Here is a 19,309-nt window from a genome sequence, read left to right as displayed (position 1 = left end):
GGGGATGTCATGAGATTCTCGGCGTTATTCGCGACCAGTATGTTACTGCTAGGTGGCATGGCGCAGGCCGACACCAAACTGGTCGGCGGCGACATGTATTTTCACGGCACCATCAGAGCGCTGGCCTGCAGCCTTGCACCGGGAGGCGACAAAATCGAGGTCGATTTCAAGCAAATCGCGACACAGGATCTCTATCTCTCGGGGCGCAGTAAGCCGGAAAAATTCAGCATCCAGTTACGCGACTGCAACCCTGAGGTTTTCCGTGGGATCTCGGTTACCTTCAGCGGTCGTGAGGATGCGGAGCTGACCGATCATCTGGCGCTGGATAGCAGTGAACAAGGCGGCGCGTCAGGGATCGGGATTGGGATGAGCGAAGAGGACGGTACGGCAATCCGCCTTGATGAGAGCACGTCAGTCAAAGAGATAACAGAAGGTTCGATGACGCTGAATTTCTTGGCGTGGGTCGCAGCGGAGCCATCGGCGATAAAAAATCAGTCTCTCGAATACGGTCCGTTCAGCGCCAGCGGGACCTGGACGTTGAACTACCAGTAGCATGATGAACGTACTGAATCGCATTGCGCCGCTTCCTGCGCAGAAATTATTGCTCAGTATTAGTCTGTTTTTTTGGTGTGGGGCCATGCATCTCTACTGGCCGAACAACGGCGGCAGCGGTCTGTCGTTGCCGCTTAATATTACGAGCTGGATCTACGCTGTTGTACTGGCTGCAAGCGTATTGATGCTGGTGCCTCGTCAACGCTGGCGCATCACTGTGCCCGCTGCGGGTTTTACAGTCGGGGCGTTCATCCTGACGTTGCTTTGCCTGCTAACGCCTGATGTCTGGCAGGCCGAGGCACTGCTGGTGGCGGGGGCGTTACTGGGCGGTGTGAGCGTCTATCTGGTCACATTACAAATTCCGCTCACGGCAAACACCCTGACGGCACTGCTGGCTCTGCTATGGGGAGCGTGCGTGATTGAATGTCTGGCGTTTGTCTATCAGTACTGGCATTTGCCGGGCGTTGATTACTGGGAGTTTGCCTGGCGGCGCGGTACGCGACCCTACGGGATATTTCAGCAGGTCAACCTGATGGCCAGCTTCACGGCATGCGGTGTGCTGCTGTCAGCGCCGCTCTTTTTACGTCTGCACCGCGGGTATCGAATTGCCATTGGAATAGGCCTGGTAATGATGGGATTTGTACTGCATGAATCGCAGTCGCAAACCGGCTACTTGTCTTTGGTAGTCGGTGAAGTGCTGCTGCTGGCGGTTTTCCCGGCGCAACGGCGCACGCTACTGCTGCTTCTACTGCCGATGGCGTTAGGCGTGGTGATAGGGGCCACGGCCCGCCATTTTTTGTCTGTGGTCACGGTCGATCATCTGACGACTTCTCAAGTGCGCTGGACGGTGTTGAAAACGTCGCTGGCATTATTTGTCGAACGCCCGTGGATGGGGTGGGGCGTGGGCAGTTTTGCTGCCGTGTTTCTCGAACGCGCGGGGCCATTGGGGCTGGGCAGCATTTCGCATCCGCACAACGAACTGGTGCTGTGGCTGGTGGAGGGCGGTCTGGTTGGGCTTGCGGGGGCGCTCTGTTTTATAGCGGGTGGTTTCTGGCTCTGGCTGCACGGTAATTGCTGGCGTCGCGCCTGCCTGGTGGCGGCACTGCCGGTGGTTATTCATATGTTGACGGAATACCCCGTCAGGCAGTCAACGCCACACTGGCTGCTGTTGATCCTGTTGCTTCGATGTGCAGACAGTGCGCGAACGGGAATACGCCTGGCGCTTACGTCAACGTCGCTGATTCGCGCGACAGGGTTTATCTCGTTACTGACCGTCGCGCCATTGCTGCTTCTCACGCTGCACACGCAACAGCAATTGACGCTGGCGGAGAGGCAGTCAACGCAGTGGCATCTTGCCGAACTGCTCCCTGTGGGAGGCTGGCTTCTTACCAGTCGTTATCGGTTTGATGTCCAGATGGGGTATCTGCAACGGTATCAGCGTACCCGGGACGCACGTTGGCTGGAAGCGGTTCGCCGCTGGGCGCCTGATTATGTGCGCGTTCACCCAGACCCTAATGTCTCCTTCACGCAAATCTTACTGGCGCTGCACCAGCGCGACCTGGTCGAGGCGCATCGTTTGGCGACGCGCTTTTGCCTGATATACCCAAACGATCGCCGTATCCCGTGGCTGCAGGATGCACGACGTCCTTTTAATAAAATAATGGAATGATATGAACAGATTCAGTGAACAGGCCCGTTATGTGCCAGAACTTCCTCGCAACGCCGAACTGCTGCGGATCACCGGGATCCGTTTGCAGCGCATTCATTTTTTTGATGACGCATCGCTGGATGTTTGTGAGGTGTTAAGCCAGGTACGCACACCGCTCCCACTGGATCTGTTTTTCAAGCACCTTTCCATCACGGCAAAACAGCAGCTTTTTCTATGGCAAATGCAGCGGGTGCTGGCCCTCTCGGGAAGCTATTCGCTGAATTTATCCGTCAGGATGCTGACCAGTCTGTCATGGATCACGCGTCTCACAAAGCAGGGGCATCAGGGGAGGATTGTTATTGAGATTCAGGATCCGGGCTCCATGATGCGCCTGGATAAGGCAGAGCAGCAGGCCGTATGCATTGCCGTAAAAACGCTGGTGCGTCACGGGTTTCGCGTGTGGCTGGATGATGTTTCGCCTGAGCTATTTTTTGTCTGGCGGCTGTCGGGCATCCGTTTCGATGCCATCAAAATTGAAAGTGGAATGTTTCATCAGTTCAGAACATCGGAGTGGCAGTTGAGGGTTCTGGTCAATCAATTTCGTGGGCTGGGTGAACGGGTTGTCATTGAGGGGGTAGAAACACCACAGGATTATGCCATTTGCCGTATGAGCGGCGCAGATGCTGTACAGGGCTTTCTGTTTGAGCAGGAAATTTTACCGAAAAGCCTGAATCATTGCTGACTCAGGCTCTGGCAATTACTCGCTCAGCGTCTGTGCGATATCTTTTTGCACCTGCTGGCGCTGTTCTGGGGTCAGCACTTTGTTCAGGTCAAAATAGTATTTCACGCGATAATAACGCGCCTGCTGTTCGATGTTGCTGAACGCGGAAAGCTGTTTCTGAACGGCAGCTTCATCCCATTTCCCGGACTTGATGACGTCAATTAACGCGCCGTCTTTAACATCTTTCACCGAAATCTGGCCGACGTTGGTTTCAAGCTGTTGGTGCAGTTTTTTAATCTGCGCAACCTGGTCAGTGCTCAACTTAAGATGTTGCACTATAGGATCCTGGGCTGGAGCCGGAACATTAGATGTCGTTGCTGCAAGCGTGCTAAAAGAAGCGCCCGCTAAGGTAGCCGCCAGCAAAGTCATGCGTACGAAGTTCTTCATTATTGAAATCCTGATAAGGGAATTATCGACATTGTCTGCCACTCGTTGGTTGCGAGTGATTATCCTTTGCAGAATACGATGCCCGCCGCATGTCGCCACGCGAATTTGTTTTGCGGTTGGTTACGGAGTGAAACAATCCCGCCACGGAAAACGTTGTGCAGCGGGAGTGAAGGCGATAGTTATAGCGTGAACGGGTCGGCGTCTTGCCAGGCGGGAAACTTCTCGCGATACTCGCGCAGCGCTGAGAGTGACAGTTCGGCGTCAATGCGTGTGGCCTGATGCGGCTCGGCGGTGGCAATAATCTCACCCTGCGGATTAATCACCCGGCTGTCACCGCGATAATGATGACCGTTACCGTCTGTGCCCACGCGGTTACATCCTGCTACATAAGCCTGGTTCTCAATCGCCCGTGCGGCAAGCAGAAGCTGCCAGTGCAGCGAACGCGGCGCAGGCCAATTGGCAACATACAACGCCAGGTCGTAATCGTTGCGATTGCGCGACCATACCGGAAAACGCAGGTCATAACAGACCAACGGCAGAATGCGCCAGCCGCGCCATTCAACAATAACGCGCGCGTCACCCGCATGGTAATGCTGATGCTCGTCCGCCATGCGGAACAGATGGCGCTTGTCGTAGAAATGCACATTACCTTCGGGCTCAACCAGAAAAAAGCGGTTTACCGGGCCGCGTTCAGACTGGGTAGCAGCGCTGCCCGCGATCAGGGCGTTGGTCTGTTGCGCTTTGGCACGCATCCAGCTTACGACTTCTTCTTGCGGCAACGATTTATTTGCCGCTTCCATGGCAAATCCGCTGGTAAACATCTCGGGCAACACGATGACATCACGTCCGGCGACGGTTTCCAGTTGTCGGTCAAAATGGCGCAGGTTGGCCGGGCCATCCATCCAGATCAAGGGTTGTTGCAGCAGAGTAATTTTCAAACCAGGCACGATCGAGGCTCCTCGTTGAACAACATTTTGACACTGTAGCATGAGCATTAATGAAAATGTGGCAATAAAAAGCCCCGCATTAAGCGGGGCTAAACGTTGTGCGTATATCGTTATGCGGCTTCGACTTTACGCACTTTCTCTGGCAGCTTTACCGGCTGAGTCGCCAGCTCCTCGGGTTCAAAGTCATCCACGTTGATACTGCGCAGTCGGCTCGCTTCGGCTTTCACCAGAATCGCGGCTTCATCTTTATCAATCAGCCCTTTCGCCAGCGCATTGTGCGCCAGTTCGTCGAGGCGGGTAAATGGCAGGTTTTTACCCAACTCTTTACAGATCCGCTGGTGGAAAGGGTCGGCTGCAATCACGTCCAGCAGCGCCTCTTCCAGCAAACCAACCGGGTTATGCTCGCTTGGCGTCAGATATTGACCACGACCAATACGAGAACGAGTCGCGCTCGGAACCTGCAAAATCTTCGCGACTTTATGGTCCAGCTTGTCAGACGGAGCATCATAGTGGCGACCGGTCGGGAAGATAACCACGTTCAGCAAGCCCGCGACCAGACGGTTCGGGAAGTTTTTCAGCAGATCGTCCATCGCCTGTTCCGCTTTGTACAACGCATCCTGAACGCCCCAGTGAACCAACGGCAGGTCCGCTTCATTACGGCCTTCATCGTCATAACGTTTCAGTACCGCGGAGGCCAGATACAGCTGACTTAACACATCGCCCAGACGCGCGGAGATACGTTCACGACGCTTCAGACTGCCACCCAGTACGGCCATGGACACATCTGAAAGCAATGCCAGGTTGGCGCTCAAGCGGTTCAGGTGCTGGTAGTAACGTTTGGTCGCATCGCCGGTTGGCGTGCTGCTGGTTAAGCCACGTGTCAGACCAAGCCAGAAGCTGCGTACTTTGTTACTGCCAACGTGACCGATGTGTTTGAACAGCAGCTTGTCGAACGCATTCACATCGTTACTCTGTGCCGCAGCCATCTCTTCCAGAACATACGGATGGCAGCGAATCGCACCCTGACCGAAGATCATCATGCTACGGGTCAGAATGTTGGCACCTTCTACGGTAATGGCGATTGGCGCACCTTGATAAGCGCGGGCGAGGAAGTTGTTTTCGCCAAGCATAATGCCTTTACCGCCAGTGATATCCATCGCATCGATGATTGACTGCTGCCCGCGGTGGGTACAGTGATATTTCACGATAGCCGACAGCACCGCCGGTTTTTCACCCAGCATAATGCCGTAGGTAATCAGTGATGCCGCAGCGTCCATCACGTAGGCGTTACCGGCAATACGTGCCAACGGTTCTTCAATACCTTCCATCTTACCGATGGAGATTTTGAACTGGCGACGAATGTGTGCATAAGCGCCGGTGGCCATCGCGACCGATTTCACGCCGCCTGTCGAGTTAGACGGCAGGGTAATACCACGTCCCACAGACAGGCATTCCACCAGCATGCGCCAGCCTTGACCGGCCATTTTCGGACCACCGATGATGTAATCAATCGGTACAAACACATCTTTACCGAGGGTCGGACCGTTCTGGAACGGCACGTTCAGCGGGAAGTGACGACGCCCAATTTGTACGCCCGGCGTTGAGGTTGGGATCAGTGCACAGGTAATGCCGAGATCTTCTTCACCACCCAGCAGTTTTTCCGGGTCGGAGAGTTTAAATGCCAGACCCAGTACCGTCGCGATAGGCGCCAGCGTGATATAACGTTTGTTCCAGGTCAGGCGCATACCCAACACCTGCTGGCCCTGCCAGTCGCCCATACAGACCACACCGGTATCAGGGATCGCCCCTGCGTCGGAGCCTGCTTCCGGGCTGGTCAGAGCAAAGCATGGGATCTCCTGACCGCGAGCCAGGCGCGGCAGGTAATGATTTTTCTGCTCTTCGGTGCCGTAATGTTGCAGCAGTTCGCCTGGGCCTAATGAGTTAGGTACGCCAACGGTGATCGCCAGGATCCCGGAAACACCGGAGAGTTTCTGCAGAACGCGAGCCTGAGCATAGGCTGAGAATTCCAGCCCGCCGTACTCTTTCTTAATGATCATCGCGAAGAAGCGGTGTTCTTTCAGATATGCCCACAGTTCCGGCGGCAGATCCGCGAGTTCATGGGTTATCTGGAAGTCGTTCGCCATGCGGCACGCTTCTTCCACTGGACCATCAATAAACGCCTGTTCTTCAGCGGTCAGATGCGGTTGAGGATAGTTATGCAGTTTTTTCCAGTCAGGCTTGCCCTGGAACAGGTCACCTTCCCACCAGGTTGTACCCGCATCAATCGCTTCTTTCTCAGTACGCGACATCGGTGGCATGACTTTACGGAAACCGCGGAACACCGGCGCAGAGATCATGGATTTGCGCATCGGCGTAAAGTTAAACGGTACGAGAATAATGGCCAGAGGAACCAGCAGCCAGACTGACCACAGGCCAGCCACGCCAAGCGCAGCCGTCCAGGCGAGCAAAATTAAGCTGCTGAGGAATAAGCTCACGCGGTGATAAAACAGAACGCTGAGCAGAACAACCGTAGCGATAATACTCAAAATCATCATAACGAAAAGCTCCCTTGCTTGTAGGAGGTCTGACCACTTGTGATGATATGTTTGTAGTGGATGTAAATTCTTTTAGCAATGTGTTTACAAAATAATTACAACAAAGCTCACATTGTTGCTGTTTTAACCGGCACAAAAAATCAAAAGCGACAGCCATTCCTGTCTGGATAATTTTCTGTAGTAGGAAATATCAACATGCGTTGTTAAGGTAATGAACGTGTTAATTCTGAGAAATTGTTCCGTTCACTTTGCGTTTATCGCCACTCTGCAGCAACAATATTTGTGAACGTGTTAAGGGTGCTATCGCTGCACCCTTAACAATCCCGGCTCCTGGCGGGAAATACCCTCCGCTTATTCCTTCAGGCTACCGGGCCGGGCGCGAGGTAGCGTCCCTGCAAAACGCGCCCTGAGCCAGCATCCATGCTGGCTCTCCCGGCCTTACGGAAACACGTCGGCAATTTTCAGCCGGACCAGCCCACACCTGATCATCTCCGCCGTTTTTTCAAACAGCGAAACAGAAACACCTGAGATTAAGAGAGTTGAAGCGATACCCTCGGTCCGGCTGAAAATTGATGAGGCGTTGACGGCTGACTGGGGTCGTCCGCAGGGATGCGGACGGAGGGGATGGCCTGCAGGGATGCAGGCTCGGCCCCGACCCGAAAGGCAGACGGAATAAGACGAATGAATCGCATAGCGACGATTTTCCCGCCGGGAGCCCGGGTTGCAAGGGTGGTGGCGGTGAGCCACCCTTGCACGTTCACGTAAATAGCGATATCAGAGTAGCGATGAACATAAGGTGAACGTAACCCTGTTCAAAGATAAAATATTCTCCTTACATGATTCACTTGCAGTCATTATGACCATTCCTGTGGCTTGTACTTCTCGCTGGTAGCGCTATCCGGTACACTGCGTCTTGTCATTTACATTCATGCTGAAGGATATCCTCATGTACCAGGATCTTATTCGTAACGAACTGAGCGAAGCGGCGGAAACGCTGGCTAATTTTCTTAAAGATGACGCCAATATTCACGCCATTCAGCGCGCGGCAGTTCTGTTGGCAGACAGCTTTAAAGCGGGCGGTAAAGTGCTTTCTTGCGGTAACGGCGGTTCCCATTGCGACGCGATGCACTTTGCTGAAGAGCTGACCGGACGCTATCGTGAAAACCGTCCTGGTTACCCTGCTATTGCAATCTCTGACGTTAGCCATATCTCCTGCGTCAGCAACGATTTTGGTTACGATTATGTGTTCTCTCGCTACGTAGAAGCCGTGGGTCGTGAAGGTGATGTCCTGTTAGGCATTTCGACTTCGGGTAATTCCGGTAACGTAATTAAAGCGATTGCCGCAGCGCGTGAGAAAGGGATGAAAGTGATCACCCTGACCGGTAAAGATGGCGGCAAAATGGCGGGCAGCGCAGATATTGAAATTCGCGTGCCGCACTTTGGCTACGCCGACCGTATTCAGGAAATTCATATCAAAGTGATCCATATCCTGATCCAGCTGATCGAAAAAGAGATGGTTAAACCATAAGAAGATGATTGCCGGATGGTGGCTGAAGCCTTATCCGGCCTACATGAGCACCACGTAGGCCTGATAAGCGCAGCGCCATCAGGCAGTTCACGGTTTTAAGGTAGGTGATGTATGTGCGAACTGCTCGGGATGAGCGCCAATGTGCCAACCGATATCTGCTTTAGCTTCACCGGGCTGGTTCAGCGCGGCGGAGGGACCGGGCCGCACAAAGACGGCTGGGGTATTACGTTTTATGAAGGTAAGGGCTGCCGTACGTTTAAAGATCCGCAACCTAGCTTTAATTCGCCTATCGCCAAACTGGTACAAGACTACCCCATCAAATCCTGTTCCGTGATTGCCCATATTCGTCAGGCGAACCGTGGCGAAGTGGCGTTGGAAAATACCCATCCCTTTACCCGCGAACTGTGGGGGCGTAACTGGACCTATGCTCATAATGGACAGCTCAGTGGCTATAAATCGCTGGAAACCGGAAATTTCCGCCCGGTCGGGGAAACCGACAGCGAAAAAGCTTTCTGCTGGCTGCTCCACAAGCTGACGGAGCGTTATCCGCGCACGCCTGGCAATATGACGGCAGTGTTTAAATATATCGCGATGCTGGCAGGAGAACTGCGGGAGAAGGGCGTCTTCAACATGCTGTTGTCTGACGGACGCTATGTGATGGCCTTCTGTTCGACCAACCTGTTTTGGATCACGCGTCGTGCGCCGTTTGGCGTGGCGACATTGCTGGATCAGGATGTGGAAATCGATTTTAGCTCAGAGACCACACCCAATGATGTGGTCACCGTGATTGCCACTCAACCGTTAACCGGCAATGAAACCTGGCAAAAGATTATGCCAGGCGAGTGGGCATTATTTTGTCTCGGGGAGCGTGTAGTTTGATGCCAGTTGCGGCTGAACCACTTCGTGACTCAACGGCTTGCTGACGACGTAACGACCATCGACGACAGAGACAGTCGGTGGTTTACGTGTTTGTTCAAAGTAATCGTATCCCGGCTTTAACTGGGCCCAGAAATCTTTGTAATACGAGAACTTATGGCGCTGCATGTTGGCATCGGTCATGCGGAACGGGTAAATGCTAACCTGTACGCTGGACTGCCCGAACACCAGAGCACCGGTCACAAACTGGAAAATCTCATCAATGCCGTTGTCGGTCATTGCGTAGCAGCCGACGGAAACACAGGCACCATGGATCATCAGGTACTTACCTTCATAACCGTGTGCGCGGTCATAGGCATTAGGGAAACCAATGTTAATCGCTTTATAGAAGCGACTATCTGGTTTCAGCTGTCCACGCTGAACGCTGTAAAACCCTTCCGGACTTTTGAAATCACCCTGACGCTGCTTCGGACCTAAGCCACCGGAATAATTACAGATCTTATAACTGTCGAGCAATTGATACTGTTCGCCCATCTTGACGTACAGATCCAAGGTTCGCTCTTCTTTGAAGATCTGGATATAAACGGGGGAGCCCATTAATTGCTGCTTATATTCTTTGCTGACAGGCGTAGTCGGGCTGCTGCTGCTCAGCAAACCGGCAAATGAAACGCACGGCAATAAAAGCATCGCAAGAAAAAATGCGATTTTACGCATACTGCTTATTCCTTGATAAAACGATCACACACGCCAGGACGGCAAAAAGAATCCCCAAATCGGATAAATCTGGATCTGGAGCGCTCACATTAGCACCAAGAGAGTTTTTCGCAAGTCTCTCGTGCGGCGTTTACACTTTAGTTTTTCTTTATACGGAAAATTGCGCTTAAAGGCAGTCAGACACTGGCGTATTTTGCTGGTTACTGCGCTTCATTGGGTCTTAATCGTGCTGGATGGATAATGGGTCAGGAACGGCTCAGCATTAGGTACAACCAGACTTCTCACAACATAAAAATACTGTATACTTAAACAGTAATGTGGGAGACAAACGATGCGTAAAATCATACATGTCGATATGGACTGCTTTTTCGCGGCGGTGGAAATGCGCGACAACCCCGCCCTGCGTGATATTCCCATTGCTATTGGCGGCAGTCGAGAACGTCGGGGGGTCATCAGCACGGCCAATTACCCGGCGCGCAAATTTGGCGTTCGTAGCGCAATGCCAACTGGAATGGCATTAAAGCTGTGTCCGCATCTCACTTTATTACCTGGTCGTTACGAGGCCTATAAAGAAGCCTCCCGCCAGATTCAGGCTATTTTCTCCCGCTATACCTCGCTGATAGAACCACTTTCGCTGGATGAAGCCTATCTGGATGTGACCGACAGCACCCACTGCCACGGCTCAGCTACGCTGATCGCTCAGGAAATCCGCCAGACAATTTTTAACGAGTTACAGTTAACCGCCTCTGCCGGAATTGCGCCGGTAAAATTTCTGGCAAAAATAGCTTCCGATCTCAACAAACCCAATGGGCAATATGTGATTACCCCTGCCGATGTTCCTGAATTTCTCAGAACATTACCGTTAGGCAAAATTCCCGGCGTTGGCAAAGTCTCCGCCGCTAAGCTGGAATCAATGGGATTACGTACCTGCGAAGATGTTCAAAAATACGACCTGGCAATGCTGCTCAAACGCTTCGGCAAGTTTGGTCGCGTGCTGTGGGAGCGCAGTCAGGGGATTGACGAACGGGACGTTAACAACGACAGGCTGCGTAAATCCGTCGGCGTGGAGCGTACGCTGGCGGAAGATATTCACGAGTGGTCGGAGTGTGAGGCGATAATAGAACGGCTCTATCCCGAACTGGAACGGCGTCTGGCAAAGGTTAAACCGGATCTGCTGATCGCTCGCCAGGGGATAAAACTCAAGTTTAATGATTTTCAGCAGACTACGCAGGAGCACGTCTGGCCGCGCTTAAATAAAGATGACTTAATTACGACAGCGCGCAAGACCTGGGACGAGCGTAGGGGAGGGCGAGGCGTCAGGCTGGTGGGATTACACGTCACGCTGCTGGATCCACAAATGGAAAGACAGCTACTGTTGGGGCTGTGACTCAGAACAATTGCCGGATGTCGGCGTAAACGCCTTATCCGGCCTACAAACCAGCGTGCAGGCCAGATGGCTACGTAACAACTTTATCCGGCCTACAAATCAGCATGTAGGCCAGATAAACGTAGCGTCATCCGACATTTAGCGCAGAATCTTACTTCGCCGGAATAGACTTCAGCAGTTCAGTCAGCAGCGTCCAGTAATGGCCGACGCTTTCGATATGAACCTGCTCATCCGGGGAGTGTGGACCGGTGATAGTTGGCCCGATGGAAACCATGTCCATATCTGGATACGGTTTCTTGAACAGACCACATTCCAGACCAGCGTGGATGATCTGGATATTCGGTGTTTTATTGAACAGACGCTGATAGGTTTCACGAACCAGGTGCATAACCGGAGAGTTAGCATCCGGCTGCCAGCCTGGGTATCCGCCTTTTGCCTGGGTTTTCGCGCCAGCCAGTTTACCCAGTGAATCCAGCATGCTCACCACGTAGTCTTTACCGCTGTCGATCAGGGAACGGATCAGGCAGTGAATTTCAACGTTGTCGTCAGTCATGGTGACAACACCGACGTTCAGAGAGGTCTCTACCACGCCTTTGGCGACGTCAGAGTTGCGGATTACACCGTTCGGGGTGGCGTTCAGCAGACGCACAAAGCTGTCGCGAGACTGAGCGGTCAGCGCGGCTTTGTCTTGAGCTACGGCATCCAGCAGCAGAGCCAGGTTCTTCTCTTTGGCTTCCAGTTCGTTTTTCAGGATTTCCTGATAGGTGTTGACCAGCGCTTTTAACGCATCAACTTTATCTGCAGCCACGGCGAGGGTGGCAAAGGCTTCACGCGGAATCGCGTTACGCAGCGTACCGCCGTTGAAATCAACCAGACGCAGATCCAGCTCTTCAGCGTGGCCCGCCAGGAAGCGTACCAGCAGTTTGTTCGCGTTACCGAGACCCACGTGGATTTCGCCGCCGGAGTGACCGCCTTTCAGGCCTTTTAACGTCAGCTTAAAGCTCTGGAATCCAGCCGGGATTGCTTCACGGGACAGCGGCAGGTTAGAGGTAAAGTCGATACCGCCTGCGCAACCCATGTAGATCTCACCTTCTTCTTCTGAGTCGGTGTTGATCAGAATATCTGCCTGCAGCCAGTTAGCCTGCAGACCAAACGCGCCATCCATACCCGCTTCTTCGGTCATGGTCAGCAGCACTTCCAGCGGACCGTGTACCACGCTGTCATCAGCCAGAACGGCCAGCGCAGACGCCATACCGATGCCGTTATCCGCACCCAGCGTGGTGCCACGGGCTTTCACCCATTCGCCGTCAATATAAGGCTGGATAGGATCTTTAGTGAAGTCGTGCACGGTGTCGTTGTTTTTCTGCGGGACCATATCCAGGTGCGCCTGCAGAACGACCGGCTTGCGGTTTTCCATGCCTGCGGTAGCGGGTTTGCGAATCAGGATATTACCGACTTGATCGCGCTCGACGTGGAAACCTTTCTCTTGGGCCCAGCTCAGAATGTGTTCAGCGAGCTGCTCTTCATGATAGGACGGATGAGGAATAGAACAGATTTTGGCAAAAATATCCCATAGCGGTTGCGGGGATAATTGAGACAGTTCAGACACGTTGAGTCTCCTTGGCGATGTCCTACAAAACTTGCTTGCAGGCCACGGGGTTAGCAGAATTAAAAACACCACAAGTCAGGCTTGCGCGATGCGATTGAGAATACCACTTTCTCCGCTGACGGCTAGCATAAAGCATGCAAAAAGAGGCGCGGATTCCGCGAAACACTGGTTTTTAGTGCGTCAGATCTCTATAATCTCGCGCAACCTATTTCCCCCTCGAACACTTTTTAAGCCGTAGATAAACAGGCTGGGACACTTCACATGAGCGAAAAATACGTCGTCACCTGGGACATGTTGCAGATCCATGCACGTAAACTGGCAAGCCGCCTGATGCCTTCTGAACAATGGAAAGGCATTATTGCCGTTAGCCGTGGTGGTCTGGTGCCGGGCGCATTGCTGGCGCGTGAATTGGGTATTCGTCATGTCGATACCGTATGCATCTCCAGCTACGATCACGACAACCAGCGCGAACTGAAAGTGCTGAAGCGTGCCGAAGGCGACGGTGAAGGTTTCATCGTAATCGATGACCTGGTTGACACCGGTGGGACCGCCGTTGCGATCCGCGAAATGTATCCTAAAGCGCATTTCGTCACTATCTTCGCTAAGCCGGCTGGTCGCCCGCTGGTGAATGATTATGTTGTTGATATCCCTCAGGATACCTGGATTGAGCAGCCGTGGGATATGGGCGTGGTGTTCGTCCCGCCGATCTCAGGTCGCTAATCTAAAAAGTTTTCAACGCCTGGCATTTGCCGGGCGTTGTTCTTTTTGTGCTGTGTCAGGTTACACTATGCCTTAGTGAGTACTCATGGAGGCTGCAATCATGTCACAGGCTAACCTCAGCGAAGTCCTGTTTAAACCCCGCTTCAAACACCCTGAAACGTCAACACTGGTTCGTCGTTTTAATCACGGCGCGCAGCCGTCCGTACAATCTGCCCTGGATGGCAAAACCATTCCGCACTGGTATCGCATGGTGAATCGCCTGATGTGGATCTGGCGCGGCGTCGACCCGCGTGAAATCCTTGAGGTGCAGGCACGTATCGTGATGAGCGAAGCCGAGCGTACAGATAAAGAACTCTACGATACGGTTATCGGCTATCGCGGTGGGAACTGGATCTATGAGTGGGCGAAGCAGGCGATGGACTGGCAACAGAAAGCGTCTATGGAAGAGGATCCGCAAGTGAGCGGACGTCACTGGCTGCATGCGTCTACGTTGTACAACATTGCCGCTTACCCACACCTGAAAGGCGATGAGCTGGCAGAGCAGGCACAGGCTTTAGCCAATCGCGCCTATGAAGAGGCCGCACAGCGATTGCCGGGCACGCTGCGTGAGATGGAGTTTGCTGTTACCGGCGGTGCGCCGATCACCGGTTTCTTACATATGCCAAAAGGCGACGGTCCGTTCCCGACGGTGCTGATGTGCGGTGGCCTCGATTCCATGCAAACGGATTATTACAGTCTGTATGAGCGCTACTTTGCCCCGCGCGGTATTGCCATGCTGACGCTGGATATGCCGTCGGTCGGGTTCTCGTCAAAATGGAAACTGACTCAGGATTCCAGCCTGCTGCATCAGCATGTATTAAAAGCGCTGCCTAATGTTCCCTGGGTGGATCACACCCGCGTGGCGGCCTTCGGTTTCCGCTTTGGCGCTAACGTAGCGGTACGTCTGGCGTATCTGGAATCATCGCGTCTGAAGGCGGTGGCCTGTCTGGGGCCAGTGGTTCATGCGCTGCTTAGCGACCCGCAGCGTCAGGCGAGCGTCCCGGAAATGTACCTTGATGTACTGGCTAGCCGCCTGGGGATGCATGACGCCTCCGATGAAGCGCTGCGCGTTGAGCTAAATCGCTATTCATTAAAAGTGCAGGGCCTGCTGGGGCGACGCTGCCCGACGCCAATGCTTTCGGGCTTCTGGAAGAACGATCCGTTTAGCCCGGAAGAGGAGTCGCGTTTAATCACATCTTCATCTTCAGACGGTAAGCTACTGGAGATCCCCTTCAACCCGGTGTATCGCAATTTTGACAAAGGGCTGCAGGAAATAACCGGTTGGATCAATCAGAGATTGTGTTAAAAGTTTGCTAAATTTTATCGATTTGGTAAAACAGGTGCTTCACCTAAGGAGATCGTAATGACGTTACCGAGTGGGCATCCGAAAAGTAGATTGATCAAGAAATTCACCGCGCTTGGCCCGTATATCCGGGAAGGGCAGTGCGAAGATAATCGATTTTTTTTCGATTGTCTGGCTGTTTGCGTCAACGTGAAACCCGCCCCTGAGAAACGCGAGTTCTGGGGCTGGTGGATGGAACTGGAGGCGCAGGAAAAACGCTTCACGTACAGCTATCAGTTTGGTTTGTTTGATAAAGACGGTAACTGGACGGCGGTGCCGGTGAAAGAGACTGAAGTGGTAGAGCGACTGGAATACACCTTACGTGAATTCCATGAAAAATTACGTGGCTTGTTAACGACGCTGAATCTGGCGCTGGAACCTGCTGACGGCTTTAAGGATGAACCGGTTAAGTTAACGGCATAATGAACAGTGAAATGCCGGATGGCGGCGCAACCCAATCCGGCATTTTTTTATGCTATATCAAAACTGGTAGACCATACCGACAGCAACGATGTCATCATCGTTGATGCCCAGTTTATTATCGCTATCCAGCTGGTTGATTTTATAGTCAACAAACGCGGACATATTTTTGTTGAAATAATATGTTGCGCCCACGTCGATATAATTCACCAGGTCTTCATTGCCGACACCTTCAATATCTTTCCCTTTAGAAAGTACATAACCCAGTGACGGACGCAGACCAAAGTCAAACTGGTACTGAACAACCGCTTCGAAGTTCTGTGTTTTATTGGCGAAGCCGCCGGAAATTGGCGTCATATTGCGTGTTTCAGAATAGAACGTCGCAATATAAATATCGTTAGCATCATATTTTAAGCCGGTCGCCCAGGCTTCAGCTTTATCACCCGTACCACGAGTTTGCAGATTCTGCTGGTTGGTACGATCGGAGTTGGTATAAGCGCCGCTCACCGCGAAATCGCTGCCACCAAAGTCATAGGTAACGGAAGTACCAAAACCGTCGCCGTTCTGTTTTTTCACATCACGATCCTGGTTTTTACCCTGGTATTGCAGGGTCAGATCCAGGCCATCCACGACGCCGAAAAAGTCGGTGTTACGGTAAGTTGCCAGACCGCTGGCGCGTTTGGTCATAAAGTTATCGGTCTGTGCGGAGGAGTCACCACCGAATTCCGGGAACATATCAGTCCAGGCTTCCACGTCATACAGCGCGCCCAGGTTACGACCATAATCAAACGAGCCAAAATCTTTTAATTTCACACCGGCGAAGGCCAGACGTGTTTTTTGTTGGTTAGAGTCGCTTTCAGCTTTATTGCCGGCAAACTCTGCTTCCCAACGACCATAACCGGTTAGTTGATCGTTAATTTGCGTTTCGCCTTTAAAACCTAAACGGATATAGCTTTGGTCACCATCTTTGCTGTCATAATCCGTCATGTAATGCATGGCTTTTACTTTGCCGTACAAGTCTAGCTTATTACCATTCTTGTTATACACTTCCGCCGCCTGTACGGATGCCGACGCAACAATTCCCATCACCACTAATGCCAGAGTGCTCTTTTTCATTTTCATTCCTGATTAAAAGTACGCGCTAATATTCACTGGGTGTGATCCCCGTTAAAAGACAGGAGGGTTTTTAACGTCTGGCAATGAACGTTTTATGACAAAGTAAGAATATTTTTAAAAAAGGATGTTTTTATGTTTCTGTAATAAATGCGTCAAAATCTGCCGCTACGCTTGCTGATCCTGCGCAATAAAATTTCATGCTTTGTGCGCTGGTTGTTGGCAACCGGGGCCAGTCCTGCTAAAACGTTCGTTTGATATCATTTTCCCCAATTTTGAATGGCAGAGAATCATGAGTGACAGCCAGACGCTGGTGGTAAAATTTGGCACCAGTGTGTTAACGGGCGGATCCCGCCGCCTGAACCGCGCCCACATCGTAGAACTGGTTCGCCAGTGCGCGCAGCTCCATGCCGCAGGGCATCGTATTGTTATCGTTACCTCTGGTGCGATTGCCGCCGGACGTGAGCATCTTGGTTACCCGGAGCTCCCGGCAACGATAGCTTCGAAACAGCTGTTGGCGGCGGTCGGGCAGAGCCGACTGATTCAACTGTGGGAACAGCTGTTCTCGATCTACGGTATTCATATCGGGCAGATGCTGCTGACGCGTGCAGATATGGAAGACAGAGAGCGCTTCCTCAATGCCCGCGATACGCTCCGCGCGCTGCTGGATAACAACATTGTTCCTGTCATTAATGAGAATGACGCCGTAGCGACCGCTGAGATTAAAGTCGGCGATAACGACAACCTCTCCGCGCTGGCGGCAATTCTGGCTGGAGCCGATAAGCTGCTGCTGTTGACCGATCAGCAGGGGCTGTTCACCGCCGATCCACGCACCAACCCACAGGCTGAGCTGATTAAAGACGTACACGGCATTGATGATGCGTTGCGCGCCATTGCCGGGGATAGCGTCTCAGGTCTGGGAACCGGCGGCATGGGCACAAAACTGCAGGCCGCCGATGTCGCGTGCCGCGCCGGGATTGACACCATTATTGCCGCAGGCAGCAAGCCGGGCGTGATTGGCGACGTGATGGAAGGCGTTTCCGTTGGGACGCGTTTTCATGCTCAGGCCTCTCCGCTGGAGAACCGTAAACGCTGGATCTTTGGCGCGCCGCCTGCCGGGGAGATTACCGTCGATGAGGGCGCGACCGCAGCAATTCTGGAACGCGGCAGCTCATTACTGCCAAAAGGCATTAAAAGCGTGACAGGTAACTTTTCTCGTGGTGAAGTGATCCGCATCTGCAATCTCGAAGGGCGCGATATTGCCCACGGCGTCACCCGCTATAACAGCGATGCGCTGCGCCGTATTGCCGGACATCACTCACAACAGATCGACACCATCCTGGGCTACGAATACGGTCCGGTTGCTGTCCATCGCGATGACATGATCACCCGTTAAGGAACAGGCATATGCTGGAACAAATGGGCATTGCTGCCAAAGCCGCGTCATACAAGCTGGCGCTGCTCTCCAGTCGCGAAAAAAATCGCGTACTGGAAACCATTGCTGATGAGCTGGAAGCGCAAACGGAAAGCATCCTCAGCGCGAACATACAAGATGTTGAGCAGGCGCGAGCCAACGGCCTGAGCGAAGCGATGCTCGACCGCCTGGCGCTGACGCCGGCACGTCTGAAAGCGATTGCTGACGATGTGCGCCAGGTCTGTAATCTTGCCGACCCGGTAGGGCAGGTGATTGACGGCGGCCTGCTGGATAGCGGTCTGCGTCTGGAGCGTCGTCGCGTCCCGCTGGGCGTGATTGGCGTGATTTATGAAGCGCGTCCAAACGTCACCGTTGACGTTGCCTCCCTGTGCCTGAAAACCGGCAATGCGGTGATTCTGCGCGGTGGGAAAGAGACCTACCGGACCAACGCCGCGACCGTGGCTGTTATCCAAAAGGCGCTGGAAGCCTGCGGTTTACCCGCGGCTGCCGTACAGTCAATTGATAACCCGGACCGCGCGTTGGTCGCTGAAATGCTGCGAATGGATAAGTACATCGATATGCTGATCCCTCGCGGTGGCGCGGGTCTGCATAAGCTGTGCCGTGAGCAGTCGACTATCCCGGTCATCACCGGTGGCATTGGCGTATGCCATATTTATGTTGATGATACCGCGGAGATCGACCCGGCCCTGAAGATTATCGTTAACGCCAAAACCCAGCGTCCAAGCACCTGTAACACCGTAGAAACTCTGCTGGTGCATCAGGATATTGCTGAGCATTTTCTGCCTGCGTTAAGCCAAAAGATGGCGGATAGCGGTGTTACGCTGCACGGTGATGAAATCGTGATGCAGGTACTGCATGGCCCTGCCAAACTGGTGTCACTGAAACCGGAAGAGCTGGATAACGAGTTTCTGTCTCTGGATCTGAATGTTGTGGTGGTCGAAAATATGGATGGCGCTATCGCCCATATTCGCGAACACGGCACCCAGCACTCGGACGCCATACTGACGCGCACGCTCAGCAACGCCAACCGTTTCGTGAATGAAGTGGACTCTTCTGCCGTGTATGTAAACGCCTCTACTCGTTTTACCGATGGCGGCCAGTTCGGACTGGGTGCGGAAGTGGCGGTGAGCACGCAAAAACTGCACGCACGTGGCCCAATGGGACTGGAAGCACTGACCACATATAAGTGGATTGGCTTCGGTGACGACACGGTTCGTGCATAATTGAAACTGGGTGATGCAATAATAGCCATCTGA

At 53.0% G+C, this 19,309-nt stretch carries 17 protein-coding genes; 11 read left to right on the top strand and 6 right to left on the bottom strand.

The features are described 5' to 3' along the window. Positions 1-9 precede the first annotated feature (9 nt). The 3 genes from OGY06_RS17770 to OGY06_RS17760 are packed head-to-tail and all read left to right on the top strand — an operon-like array spanning position 10 to position 2,942. On the top strand, positions 10-552 hold the full coding sequence (locus OGY06_RS17770) for a fimbrial protein (RefSeq protein ID WP_003830815.1): 543 nt from the start codon (positions 10-12) through the stop codon (positions 550-552). 1 nt (position 553) lies between these two features. Further along, positions 554-2,221, top strand: a complete 1,668-nt coding sequence (locus OGY06_RS17765; protein ID WP_286605818.1) for an O-antigen ligase family protein — start codon at positions 554-556, stop codon at positions 2,219-2,221. Position 2,222: 1 nt separating this feature from the next. Then, entirely contained in the window at positions 2,223-2,942 is a 720-nt protein-coding gene (locus OGY06_RS17760) for an EAL domain-containing protein (RefSeq protein ID WP_003830818.1), read from the top strand. A 15-nt stretch (positions 2,943-2,957) separates the two neighbouring features. Here the strand turns inward: OGY06_RS17760 and OGY06_RS17755 are convergent, their stop codons facing one another. The 3 genes from OGY06_RS17755 to fadE form a co-directional block, all read right to left on the bottom strand. Then, the gene (locus OGY06_RS17755; RefSeq protein ID WP_126957798.1) at positions 2,958-3,368 is read right to left on the bottom strand and encodes a Spy/CpxP family protein refolding chaperone; all 411 of its coding nucleotides are present in this window, start codon (positions 3,366-3,368) and stop codon (positions 2,958-2,960) included. Positions 3,369-3,547: 179 nt separating this feature from the next. Further along, entirely contained in the window at positions 3,548-4,315 is a 768-nt protein-coding gene (locus OGY06_RS17750; protein WP_003830820.1) for an amidohydrolase, read from the bottom strand. Between the two features lie 110 nt (positions 4,316-4,425). Beyond that, positions 4,426-6,870: an acyl-CoA dehydrogenase FadE gene (gene fadE, locus OGY06_RS17745; protein ID WP_286605815.1), complete on the bottom strand. Its 2,445-nt coding sequence runs from the start codon at positions 6,868-6,870 to the stop codon at positions 4,426-4,428. 946 nt (positions 6,871-7,816) lie between these two features. Here fadE and lpcA point away from each other — a divergent pair. Beyond that, complete coding sequence (gene lpcA / locus OGY06_RS17740; RefSeq protein ID WP_003031390.1) at positions 7,817-8,398, top strand: D-sedoheptulose 7-phosphate isomerase; 582 nt, start codon at positions 7,817-7,819, stop codon at positions 8,396-8,398. A gap of 111 nt (positions 8,399-8,509) precedes the next feature. Beyond that, positions 8,510-9,277, top strand: a complete 768-nt coding sequence (locus OGY06_RS17735) for a class II glutamine amidotransferase (RefSeq protein WP_003031388.1) — start codon at positions 8,510-8,512, stop codon at positions 9,275-9,277. Here the strand turns inward: OGY06_RS17735 and dpaA are convergent. Next, the gene (dpaA, locus tag OGY06_RS17730; protein WP_003830823.1) at positions 9,248-9,988 is read right to left on the bottom strand and encodes a peptidoglycan meso-diaminopimelic acid protein amidase; all 741 of its coding nucleotides are present in this window, start codon (positions 9,986-9,988) and stop codon (positions 9,248-9,250) included. The genes OGY06_RS17735 and dpaA overlap by 30 nt on opposite strands. A gap of 331 nt (positions 9,989-10,319) precedes the next feature. Between dpaA and dinB the strand changes: the two genes are divergently transcribed. Beyond that, positions 10,320-11,375: a DNA polymerase IV gene (gene dinB / locus OGY06_RS17725; protein WP_003830824.1), complete on the top strand. Its 1,056-nt coding sequence runs from the start codon at positions 10,320-10,322 to the stop codon at positions 11,373-11,375. Positions 11,376-11,526: 151 nt separating this feature from the next. On the opposite strand, the gene pepD is transcribed toward dinB, so the two are convergent. Next, the gene (pepD, locus tag OGY06_RS17720) at positions 11,527-12,984 is read right to left on the bottom strand and encodes a cytosol nonspecific dipeptidase (RefSeq protein ID WP_003830826.1); all 1,458 of its coding nucleotides are present in this window, start codon (positions 12,982-12,984) and stop codon (positions 11,527-11,529) included. Positions 12,985-13,245: 261 nt separating this feature from the next. On the opposite strand from pepD, the gene gpt reads away from it, so the two are divergent. The 3 genes from gpt to crl all read left to right on the top strand — a co-directional run bounded on the left by gpt (position 13,246) and on the right by crl (position 15,508). Continuing rightward, complete coding sequence (gene gpt, locus OGY06_RS17715) at positions 13,246-13,704, top strand: xanthine phosphoribosyltransferase (RefSeq protein WP_003031380.1); 459 nt, start codon at positions 13,246-13,248, stop codon at positions 13,702-13,704. Positions 13,705-13,804: 100 nt separating this feature from the next. After that, the gene (frsA, locus tag OGY06_RS17710) at positions 13,805-15,049 is read left to right on the top strand and encodes an esterase FrsA (protein WP_003830828.1); all 1,245 of its coding nucleotides are present in this window, start codon (positions 13,805-13,807) and stop codon (positions 15,047-15,049) included. Between the two features lie 57 nt (positions 15,050-15,106). Beyond that, positions 15,107-15,508, top strand: coding sequence for a sigma factor-binding protein Crl (crl, locus tag OGY06_RS17705; RefSeq protein WP_003830830.1), 402 nt, complete (start codon positions 15,107-15,109; stop codon positions 15,506-15,508). A 57-nt stretch (positions 15,509-15,565) separates the two neighbouring features. Here crl and phoE read toward each other — a convergent pair whose 3' ends face one another. Further along, positions 15,566-16,621: a phosphoporin PhoE gene (gene phoE / locus OGY06_RS17700; protein ID WP_003830831.1), complete on the bottom strand. Its 1,056-nt coding sequence runs from the start codon at positions 16,619-16,621 to the stop codon at positions 15,566-15,568. A gap of 289 nt (positions 16,622-16,910) precedes the next feature. Here phoE and proB point away from each other — a divergent pair, with 289 nt between their 5' ends. Continuing rightward, complete coding sequence (proB, locus tag OGY06_RS17695; protein WP_286605813.1) at positions 16,911-18,014, top strand: glutamate 5-kinase; 1,104 nt, start codon at positions 16,911-16,913, stop codon at positions 18,012-18,014. Positions 18,015-18,025: 11 nt separating this feature from the next. Continuing rightward, positions 18,026-19,276, top strand: a complete 1,251-nt coding sequence (proA, locus tag OGY06_RS17690; protein ID WP_126957802.1) for a glutamate-5-semialdehyde dehydrogenase — start codon at positions 18,026-18,028, stop codon at positions 19,274-19,276. The last annotated feature ends 33 nt before the right edge of the window (positions 19,277-19,309 follow it).

Source organism: Citrobacter sp. Cpo147 (assembly GCF_030332405.1).
Classification (GTDB): domain Bacteria; phylum Pseudomonadota; class Gammaproteobacteria; order Enterobacterales; family Enterobacteriaceae; genus Citrobacter; species Citrobacter portucalensis.
The sequence above is the reverse complement of the archived record's forward strand: the minus strand, read 5'-3'. Positions and strand labels throughout refer to the sequence as shown.

What these genes read in the sequence shown, in the direction of transcription:
- dinB (WP_003830824.1), top strand. Translation starts at nt 10,320, where the DNA reads ATGCGTAAAATCATACATGTCGATATGGACTGCTTTTTCGCGGCGGTG.
- phoE (WP_003830831.1), bottom strand. Translation starts at nt 16,621, where the DNA reads ATGAAAAAGAGCACTCTGGCATTAGTGGTGATGGGAATTGTTGCGTCG.
- gpt (WP_003031380.1), top strand. Translation starts at nt 13,246, where the DNA reads ATGAGCGAAAAATACGTCGTCACCTGGGACATGTTGCAGATCCATGCA.
- crl (WP_003830830.1), top strand. Translation starts at nt 15,107, where the DNA reads ATGACGTTACCGAGTGGGCATCCGAAAAGTAGATTGATCAAGAAATTC.
- OGY06_RS17760 (WP_003830818.1), top strand. Translation starts at nt 2,223, where the DNA reads ATGAACAGATTCAGTGAACAGGCCCGTTATGTGCCAGAACTTCCTCGC.
- fadE (WP_286605815.1), bottom strand. Translation starts at nt 6,870, where the DNA reads ATGATGATTTTGAGTATTATCGCTACGGTTGTTCTGCTCAGCGTTCTG.
- lpcA (WP_003031390.1), top strand. Translation starts at nt 7,817, where the DNA reads ATGTACCAGGATCTTATTCGTAACGAACTGAGCGAAGCGGCGGAAACG.
- proB (WP_286605813.1), top strand. Translation starts at nt 16,911, where the DNA reads ATGAGTGACAGCCAGACGCTGGTGGTAAAATTTGGCACCAGTGTGTTA.
- dpaA (WP_003830823.1), bottom strand. Translation starts at nt 9,988, where the DNA reads ATGCGTAAAATCGCATTTTTTCTTGCGATGCTTTTATTGCCGTGCGTT.
- frsA (WP_003830828.1), top strand. Translation starts at nt 13,805, where the DNA reads ATGTCACAGGCTAACCTCAGCGAAGTCCTGTTTAAACCCCGCTTCAAA.
- OGY06_RS17765 (WP_286605818.1), top strand. Translation starts at nt 554, where the DNA reads ATGATGAACGTACTGAATCGCATTGCGCCGCTTCCTGCGCAGAAATTA.
- OGY06_RS17755 (WP_126957798.1), bottom strand. Translation starts at nt 3,368, where the DNA reads ATGAAGAACTTCGTACGCATGACTTTGCTGGCGGCTACCTTAGCGGGC.
- OGY06_RS17770 (WP_003830815.1), top strand. Translation starts at nt 10, where the DNA reads ATGAGATTCTCGGCGTTATTCGCGACCAGTATGTTACTGCTAGGTGGC.
- proA (WP_126957802.1), top strand. Translation starts at nt 18,026, where the DNA reads ATGCTGGAACAAATGGGCATTGCTGCCAAAGCCGCGTCATACAAGCTG.
- OGY06_RS17735 (WP_003031388.1), top strand. Translation starts at nt 8,510, where the DNA reads ATGTGCGAACTGCTCGGGATGAGCGCCAATGTGCCAACCGATATCTGC.